Genomic DNA, 19,108 nt, shown 5'->3' with positions numbered 1-19,108 from the left:
GTTCTATACGAACAGCGCCGACTTTTATGAGCAGAACTAAAATCGATTCCAATGAACCAGCACGGAGGTTTTCTATTTTATGACTTATTTTGATTCCAAACTAAAAATATTTACTTGTAACTCAAACCCGAAACTCGCACATCAAATTGCCGACTACATCGGAATTCCAATGGGTGAGTCTCATACAACAAGCTTTAGCGATGGCGAGATTCAAGTAAAACTTTCAGAGAGTGTACGTGGCAGCCATGTGTATATCGTACAATCCACTTGCTTGCCAGTTAACGACAACTTGATGGAAATGCTTGTTATGATTGATGCACTAAAGCGTGCTTCTGCTAAAACAATTAACGTAGTTATTCCGTATTATGGATATGCAAGACAAGACCGTAAAGCACGTTCTAGAGATCCAATTACGGCTAAACTCGTAGCAAACTTGATTGAAAAAGCAGGAGCAACACGTGTTATTGCTATGGACCTGCATGCAATGCAGATTCAAGGATTTTTTGATATCCCTGTAGATCATATGCTTGCAGTTCCAATTATTGCACAATACTTCCGCTCCAAGCAGATTGAGAATCCGGTTGTTGTATCTCCGGACCATGGCGGCGTTGTACGCGCAAGAAAATTGGCTGATTTCCTGAATGCGCCACTTGCTATTATTGACAAGCGCAGACCTGAACCGAATGTAAGTGAAGTGATGAATATCATCGGTAACATTGAAGGTAAAACAGCAATTCTGATTGATGATATTATCGATACAGCAGGTACGATTGTTCTTGGTGCGAATGCATTGATGGAAGGCGGAGCGAAAGAAGTATACGCTTGCTGTACTCATCCCGTTCTTTCCGGACCTGCTATGGAACGACTGGAGAACTCACCGCTTAAGGAAGTTGTAGTGACGGATACCATTCCGATTACTCATCCAAATCCAACGAATAAGCTGAATGTGCTTTCTGTAGCACCGCTACTGGGCGAAGCTATTATCCGGGTTCATGAGGAATTGTCGATTAGTAAATTGTTCGAAATTGAATAGTTCTGCATAGTTAACATGAAAGAGGGGTTACAATGTCTTGGATAAGACATTGTAACCCCTGTCGGCGTATGAACTGATTTTAGTACCCTGGCCTTGAAATAAAGTAGTGGCAGGCACGGTTAAATAAAACACTGCCAACCTCCACAAAATGTTCATCGTAATGAGTGATGTAACCAATATCAATGTGTCTGTCTCGGTCATACACTTGTACCGGTATGGCCTGTTCCATATGATGCTGAAACTGGGACAGCTGCGTTAAACGTTCTATATCGTGGCGCATAACCGGGTCACCCTTTCATCGGTCGCTATTACTCGCTTCCCGCTGTATACAATTGTTTTTATTGTAAAGTGAAAAAGAGCGTAAGTCCACATCAGCGGATCTAGTGATGTCTTTTTTGATATTTTGTTCGTTACTCATCTAAAGAGGAAGGAGGAGCATAATATGAAATGGATTGTAGGACTTGGGAATCCAGGTTCTGAATATGCTAAGACAAGACATAATGTTGGATTTATGGCACTGGATGCCTTAGCAGAACGCCATCATATATCTATTAATCAGAGCAAGTGTAAGGCGCTTATTGGAGAAGGAATGATCCAAGGAGAAAAAGCAGTTCTGATTAAGCCTATGACCTATATGAATCTCTCCGGAGAAACAGTCCGAGCTTATATGGATTATTATAAGGTTGTGCTGGAAGATTTAATTGTGGTCTACGATGACATGGATACAGAGGTTGGAAAAATACGACTTCGGTATCAAGGAAGCGCGGGCGGACATAATGGTATTAAATCCATCATTCAGCATACAGGTACTCAGCAGTTCAACCGAATACGCATGGGTGTGTCAAGACCGGAACCAGGGCATGCAATTGTTGATTACGTCCTTTCCAACTTTCCAAAGAAGGAAAAAGAGGCACTGACTTCAATGATTGAATCTACGTGTGATGCTTTGGAGTATGCAATGAAGGAAACATTTGAGAGAACGATGGCTAAATTCAACGGCTAATTTTTAATTCTATTCTGATCAATGGGCTAAACTGGCAGTCTCCTGGAAAGACTAAAGATATTAATCTTTTTCAGGAGGCATATCTATGCAAATTCATTATGTTTGTCGTCACTGCCGCTCATCTATAGGAAGTATCGAGGCGGATCTTACGACAGAGGTTCGATTAGGCCTTCATTTCTTGACCCCTTCAGAGCGGCAAGATATAATTGCCTATAATTCAAAAGGCGAGCAGATTGTTAGTATTACCTGCAGCTATTGTACGGAAGCAATTATGGACCATCCAGAGCTTAGCCTAATTGCAAGTCCTTTGCAGTAAGCTACGTTTATGAACATAAAATTCATTGAGCTTTATGGGAAGACTCATTCCATTCCCTCTAGCCTTGGCTGTAAGTGCTGAGGCTTTTTTTTCAGTTACAGCGCAGTAAATAAGCCGTATGTTCTGACTTTACCTATGGTAAGGCCAGATAAAAAGGATTATGATGAGATAATTAACAACCAAAAGTTTACATTTAAAATACAGACTATCTTTTACAAATAGCAGATAGATTAGAAAGTGATAAGAGAGGTGCCCCTTTTGCTACAAGCACTTATTGATGCCTATTCCAAAGATTCTGATTTTGAATCGATTGCTTCCGGCGTTACAACGGGAATGAAGGAGCAGTTGATCTCCGGTTTGACTGGGTCGGCTCGTCAAATCATGATAGCTGCCTTACACAAGCAACTAGATCGACCAATGCTCGTTGTAACCCATAATATGTTTGCAGCACAGAAAGTGGCAGATGATTTGCAGGAAGCGCTTTCTGATGATCAAGTCCTTTTATACCCTGCAAACGAGTTAATTGCTGCTGAGGCAGCTATATCAAGTCCAGAAACCCTTGCACAGCGTATTGATGTTCTCCTTAAGTGTGCCAAAGGATTTCGCGGTATTGTCGTTATTCCTTTATCGGGAGCTCGTCGTTATTTACCTTCTCCTGAGATTATTGCAAATGCGGAAATTACATTACAGCAAGGCGGCACGCTTGAGCTGGATTCCTTCCTTCGCGGTATGGTGGAGCTGGGATATGAACGAGTTGAACGCGTAGAAACACAAGGAGAGATGAGCATCCGTGGAGGTATCATTGACTTCTTTCCTGTGACTTCTGGGCTTGCTTATCGTGTGGAGTTATTTGATGATGAGATTGATTCGATTCGTACCTTTGATCCGATAGATCAGCGTTCTATCGATAAGATTAATCAGGTTGTCATTACACCCTGCAAGGAATTAATTTCAAACGAAGCTAAAATGAAGCAAGCCGCTGATCGAGCGGCCATTTTGCTTGAAGAACAATTAGAAAAGACGACCGATCGGCAAGCGAAACTTCGTCTACGCGATGAAATTCATCGTGAGATTGAGCTGCTGCGCGAACATGTGTATTTTCCTGAAATATATAAATATGTAACAGAGTTATACCCTGAGAAACAAACGATCTATGACTTTATGCCCCAGGATACAGTCCTGATTTTTGACGAACCGGCTAGGCTACTGGAAACGGGAAAACAACTTGAGCGGGATGAGTCCGAGTGGAGTATGCATTTGCTCCAAAATGGCAAGACGTTGCCACAGCTTACTCTTTCCCTTGATCATGAAGAAGTTTTATATAAACGTCCATTCCAGACGTTATTTATTTCTGTGTTCCTAAGACAGGTTCCACATACATTACCTCAGAACATTCTGAACATGGTCAGCCGCAGTATGCAGGACTTCCATGGTCAAATGAATGTGCTTAAAGCGGAAATGGAGCGCTGGCAAAAAGCAGGCGTGCAGGTCTTTATGCTGGCAAGCAGCGAAGAACGGCTGGATCGGATGCGCCGCGTATTACAGGATTACGATATACATGAACCGACCATGATGATTGGTGGTTTACAGAGTGGTTTTGAGATGCCTTCGATTCATTTAGCCGTCATTACGGAAGGCGAGATGTTCTCTCAAAAACAACGTAAAGTTCGCAAACCTATTCGTAATGTAGATAATGCAGAACGTATTAAGAGTTACAGTGAACTTAAGGTTGGGGATTATGTTGTCCATCAGAACCACGGTATTGGTAAGTATATGGGGATCGGCACATTAGAAGTAGGTGGAATCCATAAGGATTACATGCATATTCTGTATGCTGGCGGAGATAAGCTGTCTGTTCCTATTGAACAGATTGACCTCATCCAGAAGTATGTAGGATCAGAAGAGAAAGAACCGAAAATCTATAAACTTGGCGGCAATGACTGGACACGTGTTAAAAATAAGGTTCGGAGTTCTGTTCAGGATATAGCGGATGATTTGATCAAACTGTATGCAGCTCGTCAATCTTCACCAGGTTATGCTTTTGAAAAAGATACGGCAGAACAGCAGGAATTTGAAGATTTATTCCCTTATGATGAAACACGGGATCAGGAAAGAGCAATTGAAGAAATTAAGAAAGACATGGAACAAAGTCGCCCTATGGATCGTTTATTATGCGGGGATGTAGGATACGGCAAAACCGAAGTAGCCATCCGAGCTGCATTCAAAGCAGCAATCGAAGGGAAACAGGTCGCAGTGCTTGTTCCTACAACGATTCTTGCACAGCAACATTATGAAACATTCCGTGAGCGCTTTTCTGGATATCCATTTAATGTGAGCGTTCTGAGTCGGTTCCGTACTCGTAAGGAACAGAATGAGACGACGAAGGGAATCAAGGATGGAACTATTGATATTGTAATCGGTACGCATCGTTTATTATCTCAAGATCTTGTCTTTAAAGATCTGGGGCTGCTGATTGTAGATGAGGAACAACGTTTTGGGGTGACTCATAAAGAAAAACTCAAGAAGCTGAAGACAAATGTGGACGTATTAACACTAACTGCAACACCAATTCCTCGAACCCTTCATATGTCTATGCTGGGTGTACGTGATTTATCGGTTATCGAAACGCCTCCAGAGAACCGTTTCCCTGTGCAGACCTATGTTGTTGAGCACAGTCAGACTTTGGTTCGGGAAGCTATAGAGCGGGAACTGGCAAGAGGCGGGCAAGTGTACTACCTATATAACCGTGTTCAAGGAATTCAGGAGATGGCTGCGGAAATTTCAGATCTTGTCCCTGGCGCAAGAGTCGGTGTTGGGCATGGGCAGATGACAGAGTCCGAACTTGAGAAGACGATTCTTGATTTTCTGGATGGGGAGTTTGACGTGCTTGTCAGCACCAGCATTATTGAAACAGGGGTTGATATCCCGAACGTCAATACATTGATCGTACATGATGCTGATAAGATGGGACTTTCTCAGTTGTATCAGCTGCGCGGACGAGTTGGACGTTCCAACCGAATAGCGTATGCCTATTTTACGTATCAAAGGGATAAAGTCCTGACAGAAGTAGCAGAAAAAAGGCTTCAATCCATCAAGGAGTTTACAGAGCTTGGCTCCGGTTTCAAAATTGCTATGCGGGATCTAACGATTCGGGGGGCTGGTAACTTGCTTGGAGCAGAGCAGCACGGGTTTATCGCCTCAGTCGGTTTTGATCTCTACTCACAGATGCTCGCTGAAGAAATTAATAAACGTAAAGTTACAATGCTGGGTGAGGAAGCTCCACAACAATCCAGTTGGACAACAGCCATTGATCTATCGATCGATGCTTACTTACCATCAGATTACATCTATGACAGCATTCAAAAAATTGAAATCTATAAAAAAGTGGCTGTTCTTGCTTCCTTTGATGATACGATGGAATTAGAAGATGAACTGGTGGATCGTTTTGGAGATTTACCAGAGGCAGTTACGAACTTGCTCACTGTGGCGAGACTTAAAATCTATGGTAAAGCCTATGGTATTGAGTCGATTGTACAGCGTGGTGATGACATAACTTTGAAATTCTATGAGGGTCAAGAAAATACTGTAAATGGAGCAAAACTTATTCAGATTGGAAATCAGTTTGAAAGACGTGTACAATTTGAACAAGGACAAAGTATGTCTATTCATGTAAAAGGTAAAGGACTCAGCGATTTGGAGCTTCTTCAATTGCTAGAGAAATTCCTTGCAGCCATGAAGGATGCTTTTAAATCAAAGGGGGAACTTCAAGATGTTGCGAAGTAATAAAAAATCCTGGAAGACGATCGCGGTGACAATGGTCGGCGTATTATCGATATCTCTTCTGGCTGCTTGTGGAAATGGCGATGATCAGAATTCGGCAAGCGACGATAATAGTGCGATCATCGTTAAATATGATGGCGGCGAAATTACAGAGAATGAATTTAACACTGAGATGAAAATCATGAAATTTATGAGTCCTCAGTACGCACAGCTCATGGAAATGGATGAGTTCCGTGAATATCTAGTTGAGCAGCAAGTGACTTATGAGTATTTGAGTAATCAAGCTTCTGACGAATCCAAGAAACAAGGAGAAGAAGAAGCAGACAATCAGCTTGCTCAGATGAAAGAACAAGTTGGAGATGAGCAGTGGAAAGCAATGCTCGAAAATTATGAACTTACAGAAGCAGATATCAAAAATTATATGGCTCGTGTTTTGACCATTGTTAAGGATAAATCACCAAAAGTAACAGAAGAAGAACTCAAAGCACAATACGACGCTAGCCCAGAACAATTTATTACAGCTACCGTCCGTCATGTCCTGATTAGCTTCCAAGATCCTGAAACACAAGAAGAGCGTGCAGAAGGTGAAGCACTGAAAATCGCAAAAGAAGTAAAGGCAAAACTGGATAAAGGTGAGGATTTTGCTGCTGTAGCGAAAGAATACTCCGAGGATCCAGGGTCTGCTGAAAATGGCGGTTTGTACGAAGATACCCCTATTGTATCTTGGGTAGAAGCTTTCAAAGAGGCAGCTAAAACTTTAGAAATTAACAAAATCAGTGATCCTGTTGAAACAGATTATGGATATCACATTATCAAGGTAGAGAAACGTACAGAACCAACCTTCGAAGAATTAACACAAGAACAAAAAGATACCCTTGCGAATACTATCGTAAATACACAAATCCAGACCTTCATGGAAAAAGAGCTTGATGGAATTATGAAAGGTGAAATCAAGCTTCCTGCAAATCCTGCAGCAGAAAAAGAAGGAACGGATACAGAGGGAACAGGTACTGAGGGTACAGAATCGGAAACTCCAGAAGGTTCCGATACAGGAACTGAAGGGACTGACAAAGGTACGGATAAAGGAACAACAGGTACCGAAGGAACCGATGCAGGTAAAGAAAGTACAGATAAAACAACCGACGGCAAATAACCAGATCGGACAAGCAGGACAGCATAGGACGTAATCCATTAGACGCGGGAAACCGCGTCTTTTTGGTATACCGAAACCTTTTAGGAAGGGTAATTCTTTATAATGGAAAATTTTTAAAATCACTTTATCGAACGATATTAAAAGGTCTATGTATAAGGAAATGGGAACAGATGAATACTATGGTTTAGATATCACACTAAACTAACTACCTTAATCCCTCCGTTATAAAAAGGACAGTAGTTGAAAAATCTTCTCGAGAAAGTGAGGCAACATGTAAATGAAAGCTACTGGTATCGTCCGCCGTATTGATGACCTCGGTCGTGTTGTAATTCCCAAAGAAATTCGTCGTACTTTACGCATTCGTGAAGGTGATCCGCTTGAAATTTTTGTGGATCGAGATGGCGAGGTTATTCTGAAAAAGTATTCACCTATTGGTGAATTGGGTGATTTTGCAAAGGAATATGCAGAATCCTTGTTTGAAGGTACAGGCCATGTAACACTCATTACTGACCGTGATACGATTATTACGGTAGCTGGCGGATCTAAAAAAGAATACCTGGAGAAGCAAATCGGAAATTTGGTTGAGCACTCCATGGATAACCGTAAAACTTTGCTTGAGAACAGCAGTGGATCTTATGAAATTGCTAAAGATCATAACGAAAATTTATCATCCTTTGTTGTAGCACCGATTATATCTGGAGGAGATCCTATTGGTGCCGTGATACTGTACAGCAAAGATGAATCAACAAAAATGTCTCAACTTGAAGTGAAAATGTCTGAAACCGCAGCTGCGTTTCTTGGCAAGCAAATGGAGCAGTAAAGAACATTAAACTCCCGCCTGTAAGAGGGCAGGAGTTTTTTGCTTTTACATAAAGAGGTATAATAGGTTTCGTATTGTAAAGGAACATAGCGTCTACCCTAAAGAAGAAGTAGGTAAGCCTATATGAAATCAATAGAAACCAGTACAAAAATGCTTCAAGGAGCATTTATACTCAGCGTTGCTGCACTATTATCAAAACTGATTGGAACACTGCAGAAGATCCCTCTGCAAAATATAGCGGGTGACAGTGTATTTGGTATTTATAATACGGTCTACCCTTTTTACATGATGTTCATTACACTCGCGACAGCTGGTTTCCCTATCGCAGTATCCAAGCTGGTTGCTGAAGCCAACGCTAGGGGAGACCAAGCTGAAGGTGAGCGTGTTCTTAAAGTTACTTCTGTGCTCTTAGCAGTACTTGGAGGTCTGCTCAGCCTGCTCATGTATCAATTCGCTCCGCAGATTAGCCGTTTTATTGATAATGAAGAGATAGTTCTCTCCATTCGTACTGCTTCTTTGGCATTTTTATTTGTTCCTGTCATGACAGGTCTTAGGGGATACTTCCAAGGCTTGCAGGATATGATGCCTACGGCTGTTTCTCAGATCACAGAGCAGACCGTCCGAGTAACCGTCATGCTTGTATTATTATTTATACTGATTGAACGGGGAGCATCAGCAGAAACAATTGCAGCAGGGGCCATGTTAGGCTCTGCCGCGGGTGGAGCCGCCGCACTGCTCTTGATGTGGTTTTTCTGGTTAAGAAGAGGAAAGAGGAGAGCTAACCATTTAGAACAGCTGCGTTCCGATGAAAATGTGCTTTCTAGGGAAAAGGGTCTGAAATCAGATCGAAAGTCAACATCTACTCTTCTGATTAGTGTGCTCCGTTATGCGATCCCCGTTGCACTTGGTTCGGTAGTCGTCCCATTAATGAATATGGTTGATACCTTTACTGTTCCACGTCTGCTTAAGCAGGAAGGGATGGCTGATATAGAAACAATGAGATTTTTTGGAATCTATAATCGGGGGATTCCGCTTGTGCAACTCGTAACTATGCTGGCAACGACATTGTCGGTATTGTTTATCCCTGCTATTGCGGAAGCGAAGGTGCGAAATGATCATAATACAATCCGTAGGCAAAGCGGTCTTGCCCTCAAGTGGTTTTGGCTCATTGGTCTGGCTGCCGCCGCGGGTATGGCGGTGCTGGCTGAGCCCATCAACCAGATGCTTTATATCACGGCCGAAGGAACAAGTACGATGCGTATATTGGCACTCACTGCTGCCGGAAGCGCAGTCAGCGTCATTGCTGCAGCCTTACTTCAAGGGTATGGGGCAGTGAAAGCGCCGGCCTTTATTATGCTGACTGCCGCAGGTGTCAAAACACTGCTAAATGAGCTGTTAGTACCGTATCTAGGTATCAATGGTGCAGCATGGTCCTCGGCAGCAGCTTATGCGCTGGCTGCTTTGTTAAATGTATTACTGCTTGCTCAAATACTGAGGCTGCGGGTATCCTTTACTGCTGGTTTATTCAAACCATTTCTCATTATCGCCGCGATGTCACTAACGGCAGCCGGAGTAGCATGGGGTACAGAGGTTATGATTGGGGCTTTAGGAATTAGTTTAGGCAACCGAATGACTGCCCTTGTGCAAAGTCTGCTCGGTATTACAGCGGGCGTTATCATATTCATGATTGGTACGATCCGTACAAAATGGATAACAGCAGAAGAGATCGCTATGCTTCCTAAGGGAGAGAAGCTGATGAAGCTGTTTCACAAATTACGATTAGTATAAGTAGAAACAAGGATGCTCTATTTTTGGCTTGATGCAAAAGCATGATATAGTTACAGTTAGCAAGGTTTATTTAGAAGCCATTTATTTGGAGGGGTCACATGAGCACAGCAATCACAGTGGTTGGTCTAGGTTCAGGCGGGGAAGATCAACTGACTTTAGGTATTATGAAAAGGTTACAAAAGGCAAGCAGGATCTATGTTCGGACGCTTGACCATCCGGTATGCAAAGATTTAGAAAATCTTCATTTATCTTTGAATTCGTTCGATTATATATATGAAGCAAAGAATTCTTTTCCAGAGGTCTATGATAGTATAGCAAACGAGCTTATTCAGCTTGCGAAGCAAGGCACTGCGGGCGAGATCATATATGCTGTACCCGGACATCCTATGGTAGCAGAGGCAACGGTAGGACTGCTAAAAGAGCGCTGCGCTGATCAAGGAATTCCTCTCTCTATACTCGGGGGAGAAAGCTTCCTGGATGAGGCATTTATAAGACTTGGATTTGATCCTATCGAAGGATTTCAATTACTTGATGCGGGTGTTATTGACCGCGAATTGCTGCAGCCTAAGTTACATACGGTAATTGGACAAGTGTATGATGTATTCACTGCCTCTGACGTTAAGCTAAGTCTGATGGAGGTGTATCCAGATGACACTAAAATCATTGTTGGACATGCACTCGGTATTGAAGGTCAAGAAGTCATTCAGGAAGTTGAGCTATATGAGCTGGATCGTGTAGAAGGATACGGCAATTTATCACTGATTTATGTACCAAAAAGTGACAATGAGCAGCTCACTAGACGTACGTTTGGCCGTCTTCATGAAATTGTAGAAATTCTGCGAAGCCCGGAAGGATGTCCTTGGGACCGCGAACAAACTCATGCTTCCATCCGCAAGAATCTGATTGAGGAAACGTATGAAGTCTTGGAGACAATCGATGATGATGATCCAGATCATATGAAAGAAGAACTTGGCGATTTACTGCTCCAAATCATGCTGCACGCTCAGATGGAAGAAGAGCTGGGTACATTTGATGTCTATGATGTCATTCAAGGTCTGAATGACAAGCTCATTTTTAGACACCCGCATGTATTTGGAGACAACAAGGCAGAAGATGCTGGAGAAGCGCTAGCCAACTGGGAAGCGATGAAAGCAGAAGAGAAGAAGCTTAAAGGACAAGCGAAAGAGAAAATTTCTATACTTGATGGAGTTCCTAGAGATCTTCCAGCCTTAATGAAAGCTTACAAACTTCAAAAGAAAGCATCAAAAGTCGGTTTTGACTGGGATCAAGTAGAAGACGTGTTTGTTAAGGTTGAGGAAGAGCTTGGCGAGCTAAAAGAGGCAATTAAGCTGAACTATGCTGCAGAAGAGCAGATGTTGGAACTTGGTGATGTTTTATTCACTACTGCTAACATCTCGAGGTTTATTGGAGCCGATCCCGAGGAAGCGCTAGCTGCTACGAACCGTAAATTTACTCGTAGATTTAAGTACATTGAATCTCGTCTTGCGGAGCAAGGAAAGACCATAGAAGACAGTACGCTTGAAGAGATGGAAGCCTGCTGGCAAGAAGCTAAACAGGAACTGAAAGATTACTAACGCTCAAAATCGGGATTGAAATTCATAAATATCGGGTATTTGAATTATAGGAGAACCACTGTCATGAATTAAAATGGGCATGGTTTGACAACGATACCTAAAATGTCGTATTCTTTACCAAACTTGAACCCACTGCGTGTGTCACATTAAAAAAAGGCGCATTGCAGCAGGATTTTTAGTGACTTAGCAAGAATAGAAGTGTAGTAACGGCACGTGATACTAAGAAGCGTTTTTACGCAGGAAGTGCACGTCGTATTTTCTTTAATTTGGGAGGCCTTTAATAATGAATAAAACAGATTTGGTAAACAATATTTCAGAAAAAAGTGGACTTACAAAAAAAGACGTAGAAGCAGTTCTTAATGGTTTCCTTGGTGAAATTACAGATGCCCTTGCAAATGGCGACAAAGTACAACTTATTGGCTTTGGCACTTTCGAAACTCGCAGACGATCCGGACGTACAGGACGTAACCCGCAAACAGGAAATACGATTGAAATTCCAGAATCTAATGTTCCTGCATTTAAGGCAGGAAATAAACTTAAAGAAGCTGTAAAATAATGAGAGTAGATAAATTCCTTAAAGTTTCGAGACTGATAAAACGCCGTACGGTGGCTAAGGATGTCTCCGAACAGGGGAGAGTCCTGATCAATGGACGAGAGGCGAAGCCAAGTAGTGCTGTCAAAGTCGGCGATGAAATTACCGTACAGTTCGGACAGAAACTTGTAACCGTTCGAGTAGAGCGTTTGGCAGAAAGCACGCGTAAAGAAGAGGCTTCGAGTCTATTCACCGTGGTGAAAGAAGAGCCTATTGCCAGAGATAACGGGTTGGACTTTTTAAGTTAACCTTTGTTTTACATTAACAAGCGTGCTAATCCCGATTTAGAAGGGAGAAGCACGCTTTTTTAATTTCCTTCTGCTACTGTTCTAATCCTTCTTAACCTCCCATAAGCTAGGTGTAAGAAGGGAGGGGTACATGCCATGATAGACCATGTAAAACCGAAACAGCACAGTTTAAACATGCAGAACCGGAAGCAACTTGATATCACAGGTGTTTTGAATGTGGAGAGCTTTGATAATGAGGAATTCCTACTCAAGACAGAGCTCGGTCACCTAACCATTAGAGGGCAAAATTTACATATTAAAAACCTCAATCTTGAAGAGGGACTCTTATCGATTGAAGGTCATGTAAGTTTTCTTGCCTATTTAGATCCCGGTTCAAGTTCCAAATCCGGAAAAGGAATTCTCGGCAAGTTGTTCAAATGAATCCAGAAATTCAGTGGATCACATTAGGATGGATGCTCTTCTCCGGAGCGGCACTGGGAATGGTCTATGACAGTTACCGGGTCCTGTCTCTCTCGTTCCGGTTTCCGAGATGGAGTATCCATACAATCGATTTGGTATATTGGATCGCAGCAGCCGTGTTTGTATTTAACATGCTGTATGCCAGTAACCATGGAGAGTTACGATTTTATGTCTTTTTGGGACTTTTTTTAGGGGTTTGGGTCTATTTTTTGGTTTTAAGTGTTTTGACTCAAAAAATTGTGGTAATGTTAATTGGAATTATAAAGCAGTTTTGTTATATAATTTACCGTGCGCTTTACATCATCTTAGTCATTCCTATTAAAGGTATACTTCGGCTATTACGGATCTTGTTTGGTTTTGTTATAGCGATTCTCCTTTTTCTGATCAGAATGGTTTATTACATAATAAGACCGTTTCTTAAACTTCTTTATTTGCCGATAAGACCCTTGATCAGTAAATGGCAGACTCCAAGCTGGATGGCACGTATGTTCAGCCGGATTAAAGAATGGTGGAACTACTGGTTCTGATCTATTAACAAAGCGAGCTGGTTAGCTTAAATTCCTACCTAATCATGAAGGAGGTACGCGTATGAAATCATCGTCTGGGCGCAGTGTTCAAAATTCAAAACAAGCTGGACCTCAGAAGAAAAAAGTAACAGGAGCTCGGAGGCGAATCATGCTATGGCTTGCCTTTATGATCTGTTTCACAGGATGGGCAGGATATACATTCTTTAATCAGTCTACTCAAATGGCGGACAAGAGTGCCAAGCTGCAGGAGATCAAGGTGACACAGACAAAAACAGAACAAGCACTTGAAGAGCTTAAGCAGGAAGTGGGCAGGCTACAAGATCCTGAATATATCGGGCAAATTGCACGAAAAAAATATGGAATGTATTTACCTGGAGAGACACCAATCTATCCAGTTGATGAATAATATAGCAACAGAACTTAAATTCCGTTTTCTACTGGAATTATGTTCAAAGTTAACCGAAATTAGGCGCGTTAACAGGCGTTCGTTCAGTTGACCTTGGTTTAATCCATAAGGTATAATTAATTTACCGCAACAGATTTAAAAATCGGGTTGTATATTTTTAAGGGAGGATCATTTTATTCTATGGCAATTGAAGTGGGCACCAAATTAGAGGGCAAAGTGACAGGCATCACGCATTTCGGAGCATTCGTGGATCTGTCTGGAGGTGTCACGGGTCTCGTTCACATCTCAGAAATCGCTGACAATTATGTCAAAGACGTCAACGATCATTTGAAAGTTAATGATACGGTAACTGTTAAGGTTATCAATGTTGACAAGGACGGAAAGATTGGACTTTCAATCAAGCAGGCGGTTGACCGTCCAGCAGGTGAAGTACAACAGCAAGCTCGTCCACCAAGAACACCAAGACCGGAACGTACCGGAGGAGATAGAGAGCGATTTAGCGGCGGCGCTGGTAACAGTGGCGGCGGTAGCTATAACAATCGTGAACGGGGAGGGCGTCCTTACAAACCTTCTGCCGGCAAGCCTTCGTTTGGCAAGCCTTCATTTGAGGATAAAGTGTCACGCTTTCTGAAAGACAGTGAAGAGCGGATTTCGTCGTTGAAGAAGAACACCGAAGGTAAACGCGGAGGTCGCGGCGCAAAACGCGTGTAAGTCACCAACCTGATCTTGCATATATAAGTACGTGAATAGAGAGAACCGCAGACTTTAGAGTCTGCGGTTTTTTTTGTCGCATCTCAAGAATCGTCCGACATGTTTCAAGCTAGTTCCAGTATTATCATTCCATATCGCTACCATTTTATAACTATGGAAAGAATGACTCGGCAAGTGCTGAAATTGTCATAATGCTCTTTAATCCTATATGGGCTGTCCTTTTAATTCGTAACTCTGTTATTTCGCAGACCCCCTATTTTTGTCGGAAATTTCTTTTTGCGACATCTTAGTTTCTGACAAACTTTCACAGAACAAGCTGACTATAATGGGAAACATCAAATCAAACATTGGGGAGCGAAGCGAAACATGGACAAGTGGAATGTAATACCTTTTCCAGGAATCAAAGCTGGTAAACGGGGAAAAGAGCTGCGTGCCGATGTAAGCATGAGGATGAAGACATGGATAGGGTCCTTACGAGCCGTACAGATCATATCTGAGAAGAAATGGATGATTCTGCTGACGGTGATGGGTTTTTTGCTAGGAAAGGCTATGATATTAGACGAGCTCTCACCATTTGCCATAGCCTATTTTGCCGTTATTTTATTCTTGAGAAGGGATTTCTTAATTCCCGTGGGAGCCGCGATTCTTGCTGGAAGTTTTTTTTCGCCTTATCCAACCTTCTTCATCATCGCTGCCGAACTAGGAATCTTTTATCTGCTGTACAAAGGACTCTCCTCTTTTGGGAAAACCGAATTATCTTATGCGCCTGTCATGGTTTTTACCTCGGCTTTTATGGTGAATTTGTTTACCGTCCTGATCGGACCCTCATTCACATGGTACGCGGTCCTAATGATGACCATCGATGCGGTGCTGAGTTTTGTACTCACCATGGTGTTCATACAGGCGATTCCCATCTTTACTTATCGGAAGAAGAGTGTAAACCTCCGCAGCGAGGAGATCCTGTGTCTAATTATTTTACTGGCATCCGTCATGACAGGAGCTGTTGGGTTTACGGTCTACCACTTATCAGCTGAAAATGTACTATCCAGATATTTGTTACTCCTCTTCGCCTTTGTAGGCGGGGCACCGCTTGGTGCGTCAGTAGGTGTACTTACGGGACTGATCTTAAGCCTGGCGAATATGTCAGCCATCTATCAGATGAGTTTGCTTGCTTTTGCAGGGATGTTGGCCGGAATGATGAAGGAAGGAAAAAAACTAGGTGTATCTCTGGGGATGCTGCTTGGATCCTCAATCTTATCCATCTATTTAGGGGGAACAGGAGATGTAATCACATCGACGTATGAGAGCTGTGCAGCCATTCTTCTTTTTTTACTGACACCTAAAAGCATGTTACAAGTTATTTCTAAATATGTACCTGGGACACAGGATCACAGCTATTCACAGCATGAATACGCGAAACGGATCAGGGACCTGACTGCTGAGCGAGTCAATCGTTTTTCACAAGTGTTTAAGCAGCTATCTAAGAGTTTTGATCAGATGTCCGGGGTTAATGAGATGGGACAAGGTCAACAGGATATGGAACATTTTATGAATGCAGTTGCCGAAGGGACCTGTACCTCCTGTTTTAAACAAGAGCAGTGTTGGGACGGCAAGTTCTATCAGACCTATAAGTATATGACAGAAATGATGACTTCAATTGAAGAAAATCCAAATTTTCAGGCAAAGGATATTCCAGCATCTTGGACAAAAAGTTGTGCTAAGACAGGAGCTGTACTTGATGTAATGAAGCGTCAGTACGGGCTATACCAAGATAATATGCAATGGAAACGCCAAATATACGACAGTAGAATGCTTGTAGCAGAACAATTATCCGGCGTGTCTCAGGTAATGGAGGACCTGGCACGGGAAATACAGCGTGAAACAAAGGTAATGCACAAGCAGGAGGAACAGATTAGATCAGCACTTGAGCAGCTAGGTTTGTCCATCCATAGTATCGATATTATTAACCTGGACGCAGGGAAAGTCGAGATTGAGATTGTACATGCCTATACGAAAGGGTTTGATGAATGCCGAAAAATTATTGCTCCGCTTTTATCTGATATTATTGGTGAGCATATTGCGGTTGTAGAAGAAACAATGACTATTCCAAAGCAGGGGCTTGCTACTGTAACTTTCGGATCAGCGAAGACATATGAAGTCACAACAGGCGTAGCTGGAGCAGCCAAGGGTGGAGGCCTTCTTTCGGGCGACAGCTTCAGCACAGTTGAACTTGGCAACGGCACCTTTGTTGTCGCACTCAGCGACGGTATGGGGAATGGAGAACGAGCAAGGCTTGAGAGCAGTACTGCTCTTGGTATCCTGGAACAGCTGCTACAATCGGGGATGGATGCAAAACTTGCCATTAAATCAGTCAATTCTATACTAATGCTAAGGTCTACAGAGGAATTTTTTGCGACTGTGGATATGGCGCTCATTGATCAGTATTCAGCACAGACGACATTTATGAAGATAGGATCTACTCCAAGCTTCATTAAAAGAGGAGAAGAGGTAATTCCGATATCAGCAAGCAATCTTCCTGTTGGCATTATTAAAGATATAGAGGTTGACCTAGTCACTACGCAGCTGCTCCCAGGGGATATCGTCATTATGATGACAGATGGTATATACGATGCACCAGGGTACGCTGTAAATAAAGAAATGTGGATGAAACGAATGATTCAGGAGATGGATAGTGAAGATCCACAAGAAATTGCCGATATCTTATTAGAGCGTGTCATTCGTTATCAGCAAAATAAGATTCATGATGACATGACCGTTGTCGTTGGTAAAGTGGATCATTTTAACCCTGAATGGGCCACACTTCGTATCCCGGGTATTGATCGGATGGAGCGGCCTAGGACAGTCAGCTGACCGATAGATATTTATTATAGAAGGAAAGTCCTCGTTTGAACCTAGCCTGTTATGGAAATAATAGGAATAAGTTTGAAGCTAAAGGGGATGAGAAAGATGAAGCAAATTTTACTCATAACAGACGGATGCTCTAATGTTGGTTCAAATCCAGTACTTGCTGCTGCAAATGCCTTGGAGGAAGGCATTACGGTGAATGTAGTGGGCGTGGTGGATTATGGAACTATTGGTGACCTTGGGGGACAAGAGATTGAAGCGATTGCCAAAGCAGGGGGTGGAATAAGCCGAATTGTAGGTACACCTGTATTAGCAAAAACCATGCAGATGATGACGCGAAAAACAGTGGTTCAGACCATTGAACTAGCGGTTAATAAAGAGCTTAAACAAATTCTGGGCAAAAGTGCGGGCAGTATTGCGGAACTTCCTTTGCATCAGCGCGCAGAGGTGGTTCAAGTACTGGATCATTTGACAGAGACAACACCGCTTCAAGTTGCTTTACTTATCGATGCAAGTGCTAGTATGAAACCGAAACTTGCTGCCGTTGAAGAAGGAATTCGAGATTTGATGCTCAGCCTTCAAGCGCGTGAAGGAAGAAGTCAGATCTCTGTATTTCATTTTCCTGGGAGACAAGGCAGTGAGGATGCAGTACTTGATATTAGCTGGACAAGCGACATGAATGCACTTCGATCGGTTTTTACTAAGCTGGATATGAGAGGTGCTACACCTACCGGGCCTGCAATATTAAAGGTGATTGATTATTATCGTTATGGTACACTAAACGAGAATGACCTGTATGATCGCGATGACGGAGCAAAAGAAGGGATGCATGGTGACTATGCCGCTGGATCCTGATCTTACTCCTGGAACTGTAGTTATCGGCAAATGGAAGAATAATAAATATATTATTCAGAGAGTGCTCGGTAAGGGAGCAAATGGGATCGTGTATTTGGTTCAGCGTGAACCGGGTGGAGGCCGGTATGCGCTCAAGATGGGTTTTAATCCACTTGATTTGCAGTCGGAGATTAATGTTCTTACTTCATTAGCGAAGAAGGATCACCTTGCAGATAGGAAGGGCTTCTCTTCCTATTTAAAAGAAGTCGATAATTACCAAGCTGGCGGAAAAGAGATTTCTTTTTACGTCATGACCTATGTCAGAGGTGAGCCGCTTCATTTATTTATCCATAGAAATGGACCAGAATGGATGATGCTTGTCGGGCTTCGAATTTTAAAAAGGCTTGCTGAGCTGCATCGGTTAGGATATATATTCTGTGACTTGAAGCCGCAAAATGTACTTGTTTCTTCCTATGGTGAGGTGGAGCTCATCGATTATGGAGGAGCGAGTCCTGTAGGACGCAGTGTAAAGCAGTTCACAGAGTGGTATGATAGAGGGTACTGGAATGCAGGCAGCCGTGTCGCAGACCAGAAATATGATGTGTTTTCCTTTGCCATTCTTCTTATTCATCTTCTGGAGGGAGAAGAATTAAGAAGATTCACTGGAAACAGTATTCCTCAACTAAGAGGAATACCCGCACTTTTAACTATCATTCATAAGAGTGAGCGGCTAGCGTCATATAGAAGTTGGCTTCAAAAGGCAATACAGGGTGATTATGACGATGCTGAGGATGCCTTCTTATCGTGGAAAAAGCAAGTCTACAGAGTAAGAAGCGGACCTAAGAATGCTTCATCAGAACCAACCCCAGGATGGTTAATTCCATCTTTTGCGTTATCAGCTCTAATTATGGCTGGGGCAATGATCCTGATGCTTCGCTAAAATTAGAGGGTACATACCTTGAAATATCTGAGTTAGAA

General features: G+C 42.6%; 18 protein-coding genes. 17 read left to right on the top strand and 1 reads right to left on the bottom strand.

What is annotated here, in order from left to right; all coding sequences use genetic code 11:
- The first annotated feature begins 79 nt into the window (after positions 1–79).
- Entirely contained in the window at positions 80–1,033 is a 954-nt protein-coding gene (locus GQY27_RS18205) for a ribose-phosphate diphosphokinase (protein ID WP_160036678.1), read from the top strand.
- 79 nt (positions 1,034–1,112) lie between these two features.
- On the opposite strand, the gene GQY27_RS18200 is transcribed toward GQY27_RS18205, so the two are convergent.
- Positions 1,113–1,313, bottom strand: a complete 201-nt coding sequence (locus tag GQY27_RS18200; RefSeq protein ID WP_160036677.1) for a hypothetical protein — start codon at positions 1,311–1,313, stop codon at positions 1,113–1,115.
- Positions 1,314–1,475: 162 nt separating this feature from the next.
- Between GQY27_RS18200 and pth the strand changes: the two genes are divergently transcribed.
- From pth to GQY27_RS18120, 16 genes are all read left to right on the top strand, one after another.
- Complete coding sequence (gene pth / locus GQY27_RS18195) at positions 1,476–2,036, top strand: aminoacyl-tRNA hydrolase (RefSeq protein WP_160036676.1); 561 nt, start codon at positions 1,476–1,478, stop codon at positions 2,034–2,036.
- A gap of 85 nt (positions 2,037–2,121) precedes the next feature.
- Positions 2,122–2,352 carry an anti-sigma-F factor Fin gene (locus GQY27_RS18190; RefSeq protein ID WP_160036675.1) on the top strand — a complete coding sequence of 77 codons (231 nt, stop codon included), beginning with the start codon at positions 2,122–2,124 and terminating at the stop codon, positions 2,350–2,352.
- Between the two features lie 258 nt (positions 2,353–2,610).
- Entirely contained in the window at positions 2,611–6,135 is a 3,525-nt protein-coding gene (mfd, locus tag GQY27_RS18185) for a transcription-repair coupling factor (RefSeq protein WP_160036674.1), read from the top strand.
- A complete protein-coding gene (locus tag GQY27_RS18180) occupies positions 6,122–7,285 on the top strand; it encodes a peptidylprolyl isomerase (protein ID WP_160036673.1) in 1,164 nt (387 codons plus the stop codon). Before mfd ends, GQY27_RS18180 begins: the two co-directional genes overlap by 14 nt.
- 277 nt (positions 7,286–7,562) lie before the next feature.
- Complete coding sequence (gene spoVT, locus GQY27_RS18175; RefSeq protein WP_160036672.1) at positions 7,563–8,105, top strand: stage V sporulation protein T; 543 nt, start codon at positions 7,563–7,565, stop codon at positions 8,103–8,105.
- A 123-nt stretch (positions 8,106–8,228) separates the two neighbouring features.
- Positions 8,229–9,893 carry a putative polysaccharide biosynthesis protein gene (locus tag GQY27_RS18170; RefSeq protein WP_160036671.1) on the top strand — a complete coding sequence of 555 codons (1,665 nt, stop codon included), beginning with the start codon at positions 8,229–8,231 and terminating at the stop codon, positions 9,891–9,893.
- Between the two features lie 98 nt (positions 9,894–9,991).
- Positions 9,992–11,488 carry a bifunctional methyltransferase/pyrophosphohydrolase YabN gene (yabN, locus tag GQY27_RS18165; RefSeq protein ID WP_160036670.1) on the top strand — a complete coding sequence of 499 codons (1,497 nt, stop codon included), beginning with the start codon at positions 9,992–9,994 and terminating at the stop codon, positions 11,486–11,488.
- A gap of 283 nt (positions 11,489–11,771) precedes the next feature.
- Positions 11,772–12,044 carry a non-specific DNA-binding protein Hbs gene (gene hbs, locus GQY27_RS18160; RefSeq protein ID WP_160036669.1) on the top strand — a complete coding sequence of 91 codons (273 nt, stop codon included), beginning with the start codon at positions 11,772–11,774 and terminating at the stop codon, positions 12,042–12,044.
- On the top strand, positions 12,044–12,328 hold the full coding sequence (locus tag GQY27_RS18155; protein ID WP_160036668.1) for an RNA-binding S4 domain-containing protein: 285 nt from the start codon (positions 12,044–12,046) through the stop codon (positions 12,326–12,328). Before hbs ends, GQY27_RS18155 begins: the two co-directional genes overlap by 1 nt.
- Before the next feature lie 135 nt (positions 12,329–12,463).
- Positions 12,464–12,748 carry a sporulation protein YabP gene (gene yabP, locus GQY27_RS18150; RefSeq protein WP_160036667.1) on the top strand — a complete coding sequence of 95 codons (285 nt, stop codon included), beginning with the start codon at positions 12,464–12,466 and terminating at the stop codon, positions 12,746–12,748.
- A complete protein-coding gene (yabQ, locus tag GQY27_RS18145) occupies positions 12,745–13,314 on the top strand; it encodes a spore cortex biosynthesis protein YabQ (RefSeq protein WP_160036666.1) in 570 nt (189 codons plus the stop codon). Before yabP ends, yabQ begins: the two co-directional genes overlap by 4 nt.
- Before the next feature lie 61 nt (positions 13,315–13,375).
- Positions 13,376–13,720 carry an FtsB family cell division protein gene (locus GQY27_RS18140; protein ID WP_160036665.1) on the top strand — a complete coding sequence of 115 codons (345 nt, stop codon included), beginning with the start codon at positions 13,376–13,378 and terminating at the stop codon, positions 13,718–13,720.
- A gap of 180 nt (positions 13,721–13,900) precedes the next feature.
- On the top strand, positions 13,901–14,431 hold the full coding sequence (locus GQY27_RS18135; protein WP_160036664.1) for a S1 domain-containing RNA-binding protein: 531 nt from the start codon (positions 13,901–13,903) through the stop codon (positions 14,429–14,431).
- A gap of 444 nt (positions 14,432–14,875) precedes the next feature.
- On the top strand, positions 14,876–17,302 hold the full coding sequence (gene spoIIE / locus GQY27_RS18130; RefSeq protein WP_442950920.1) for a stage II sporulation protein E: 2,427 nt from the start codon (positions 14,876–14,878) through the stop codon (positions 17,300–17,302).
- A gap of 96 nt (positions 17,303–17,398) precedes the next feature.
- Complete coding sequence (locus GQY27_RS18125) at positions 17,399–18,151, top strand: vWA domain-containing protein (protein ID WP_160036662.1); 753 nt, start codon at positions 17,399–17,401, stop codon at positions 18,149–18,151.
- Positions 18,129–19,070 carry a serine/threonine protein kinase gene (locus tag GQY27_RS18120; RefSeq protein WP_201450756.1) on the top strand — a complete coding sequence of 314 codons (942 nt, stop codon included), beginning with the start codon at positions 18,129–18,131 and terminating at the stop codon, positions 19,068–19,070. Before GQY27_RS18125 ends, GQY27_RS18120 begins: the two co-directional genes overlap by 23 nt.
- The last annotated feature ends 38 nt before the right edge of the window (positions 19,071–19,108 follow it).

Source organism: Paenibacillus sp. An7 (genome assembly GCF_009870785.1).
In the GTDB taxonomy this organism is placed as follows: Bacteria; Bacillota; Bacilli; order Paenibacillales; family Paenibacillaceae; genus Paenibacillus.
The sequence above is the reverse complement of the archived record's forward strand: the minus strand, read 5'-3'. Positions and strand labels throughout refer to the sequence as shown.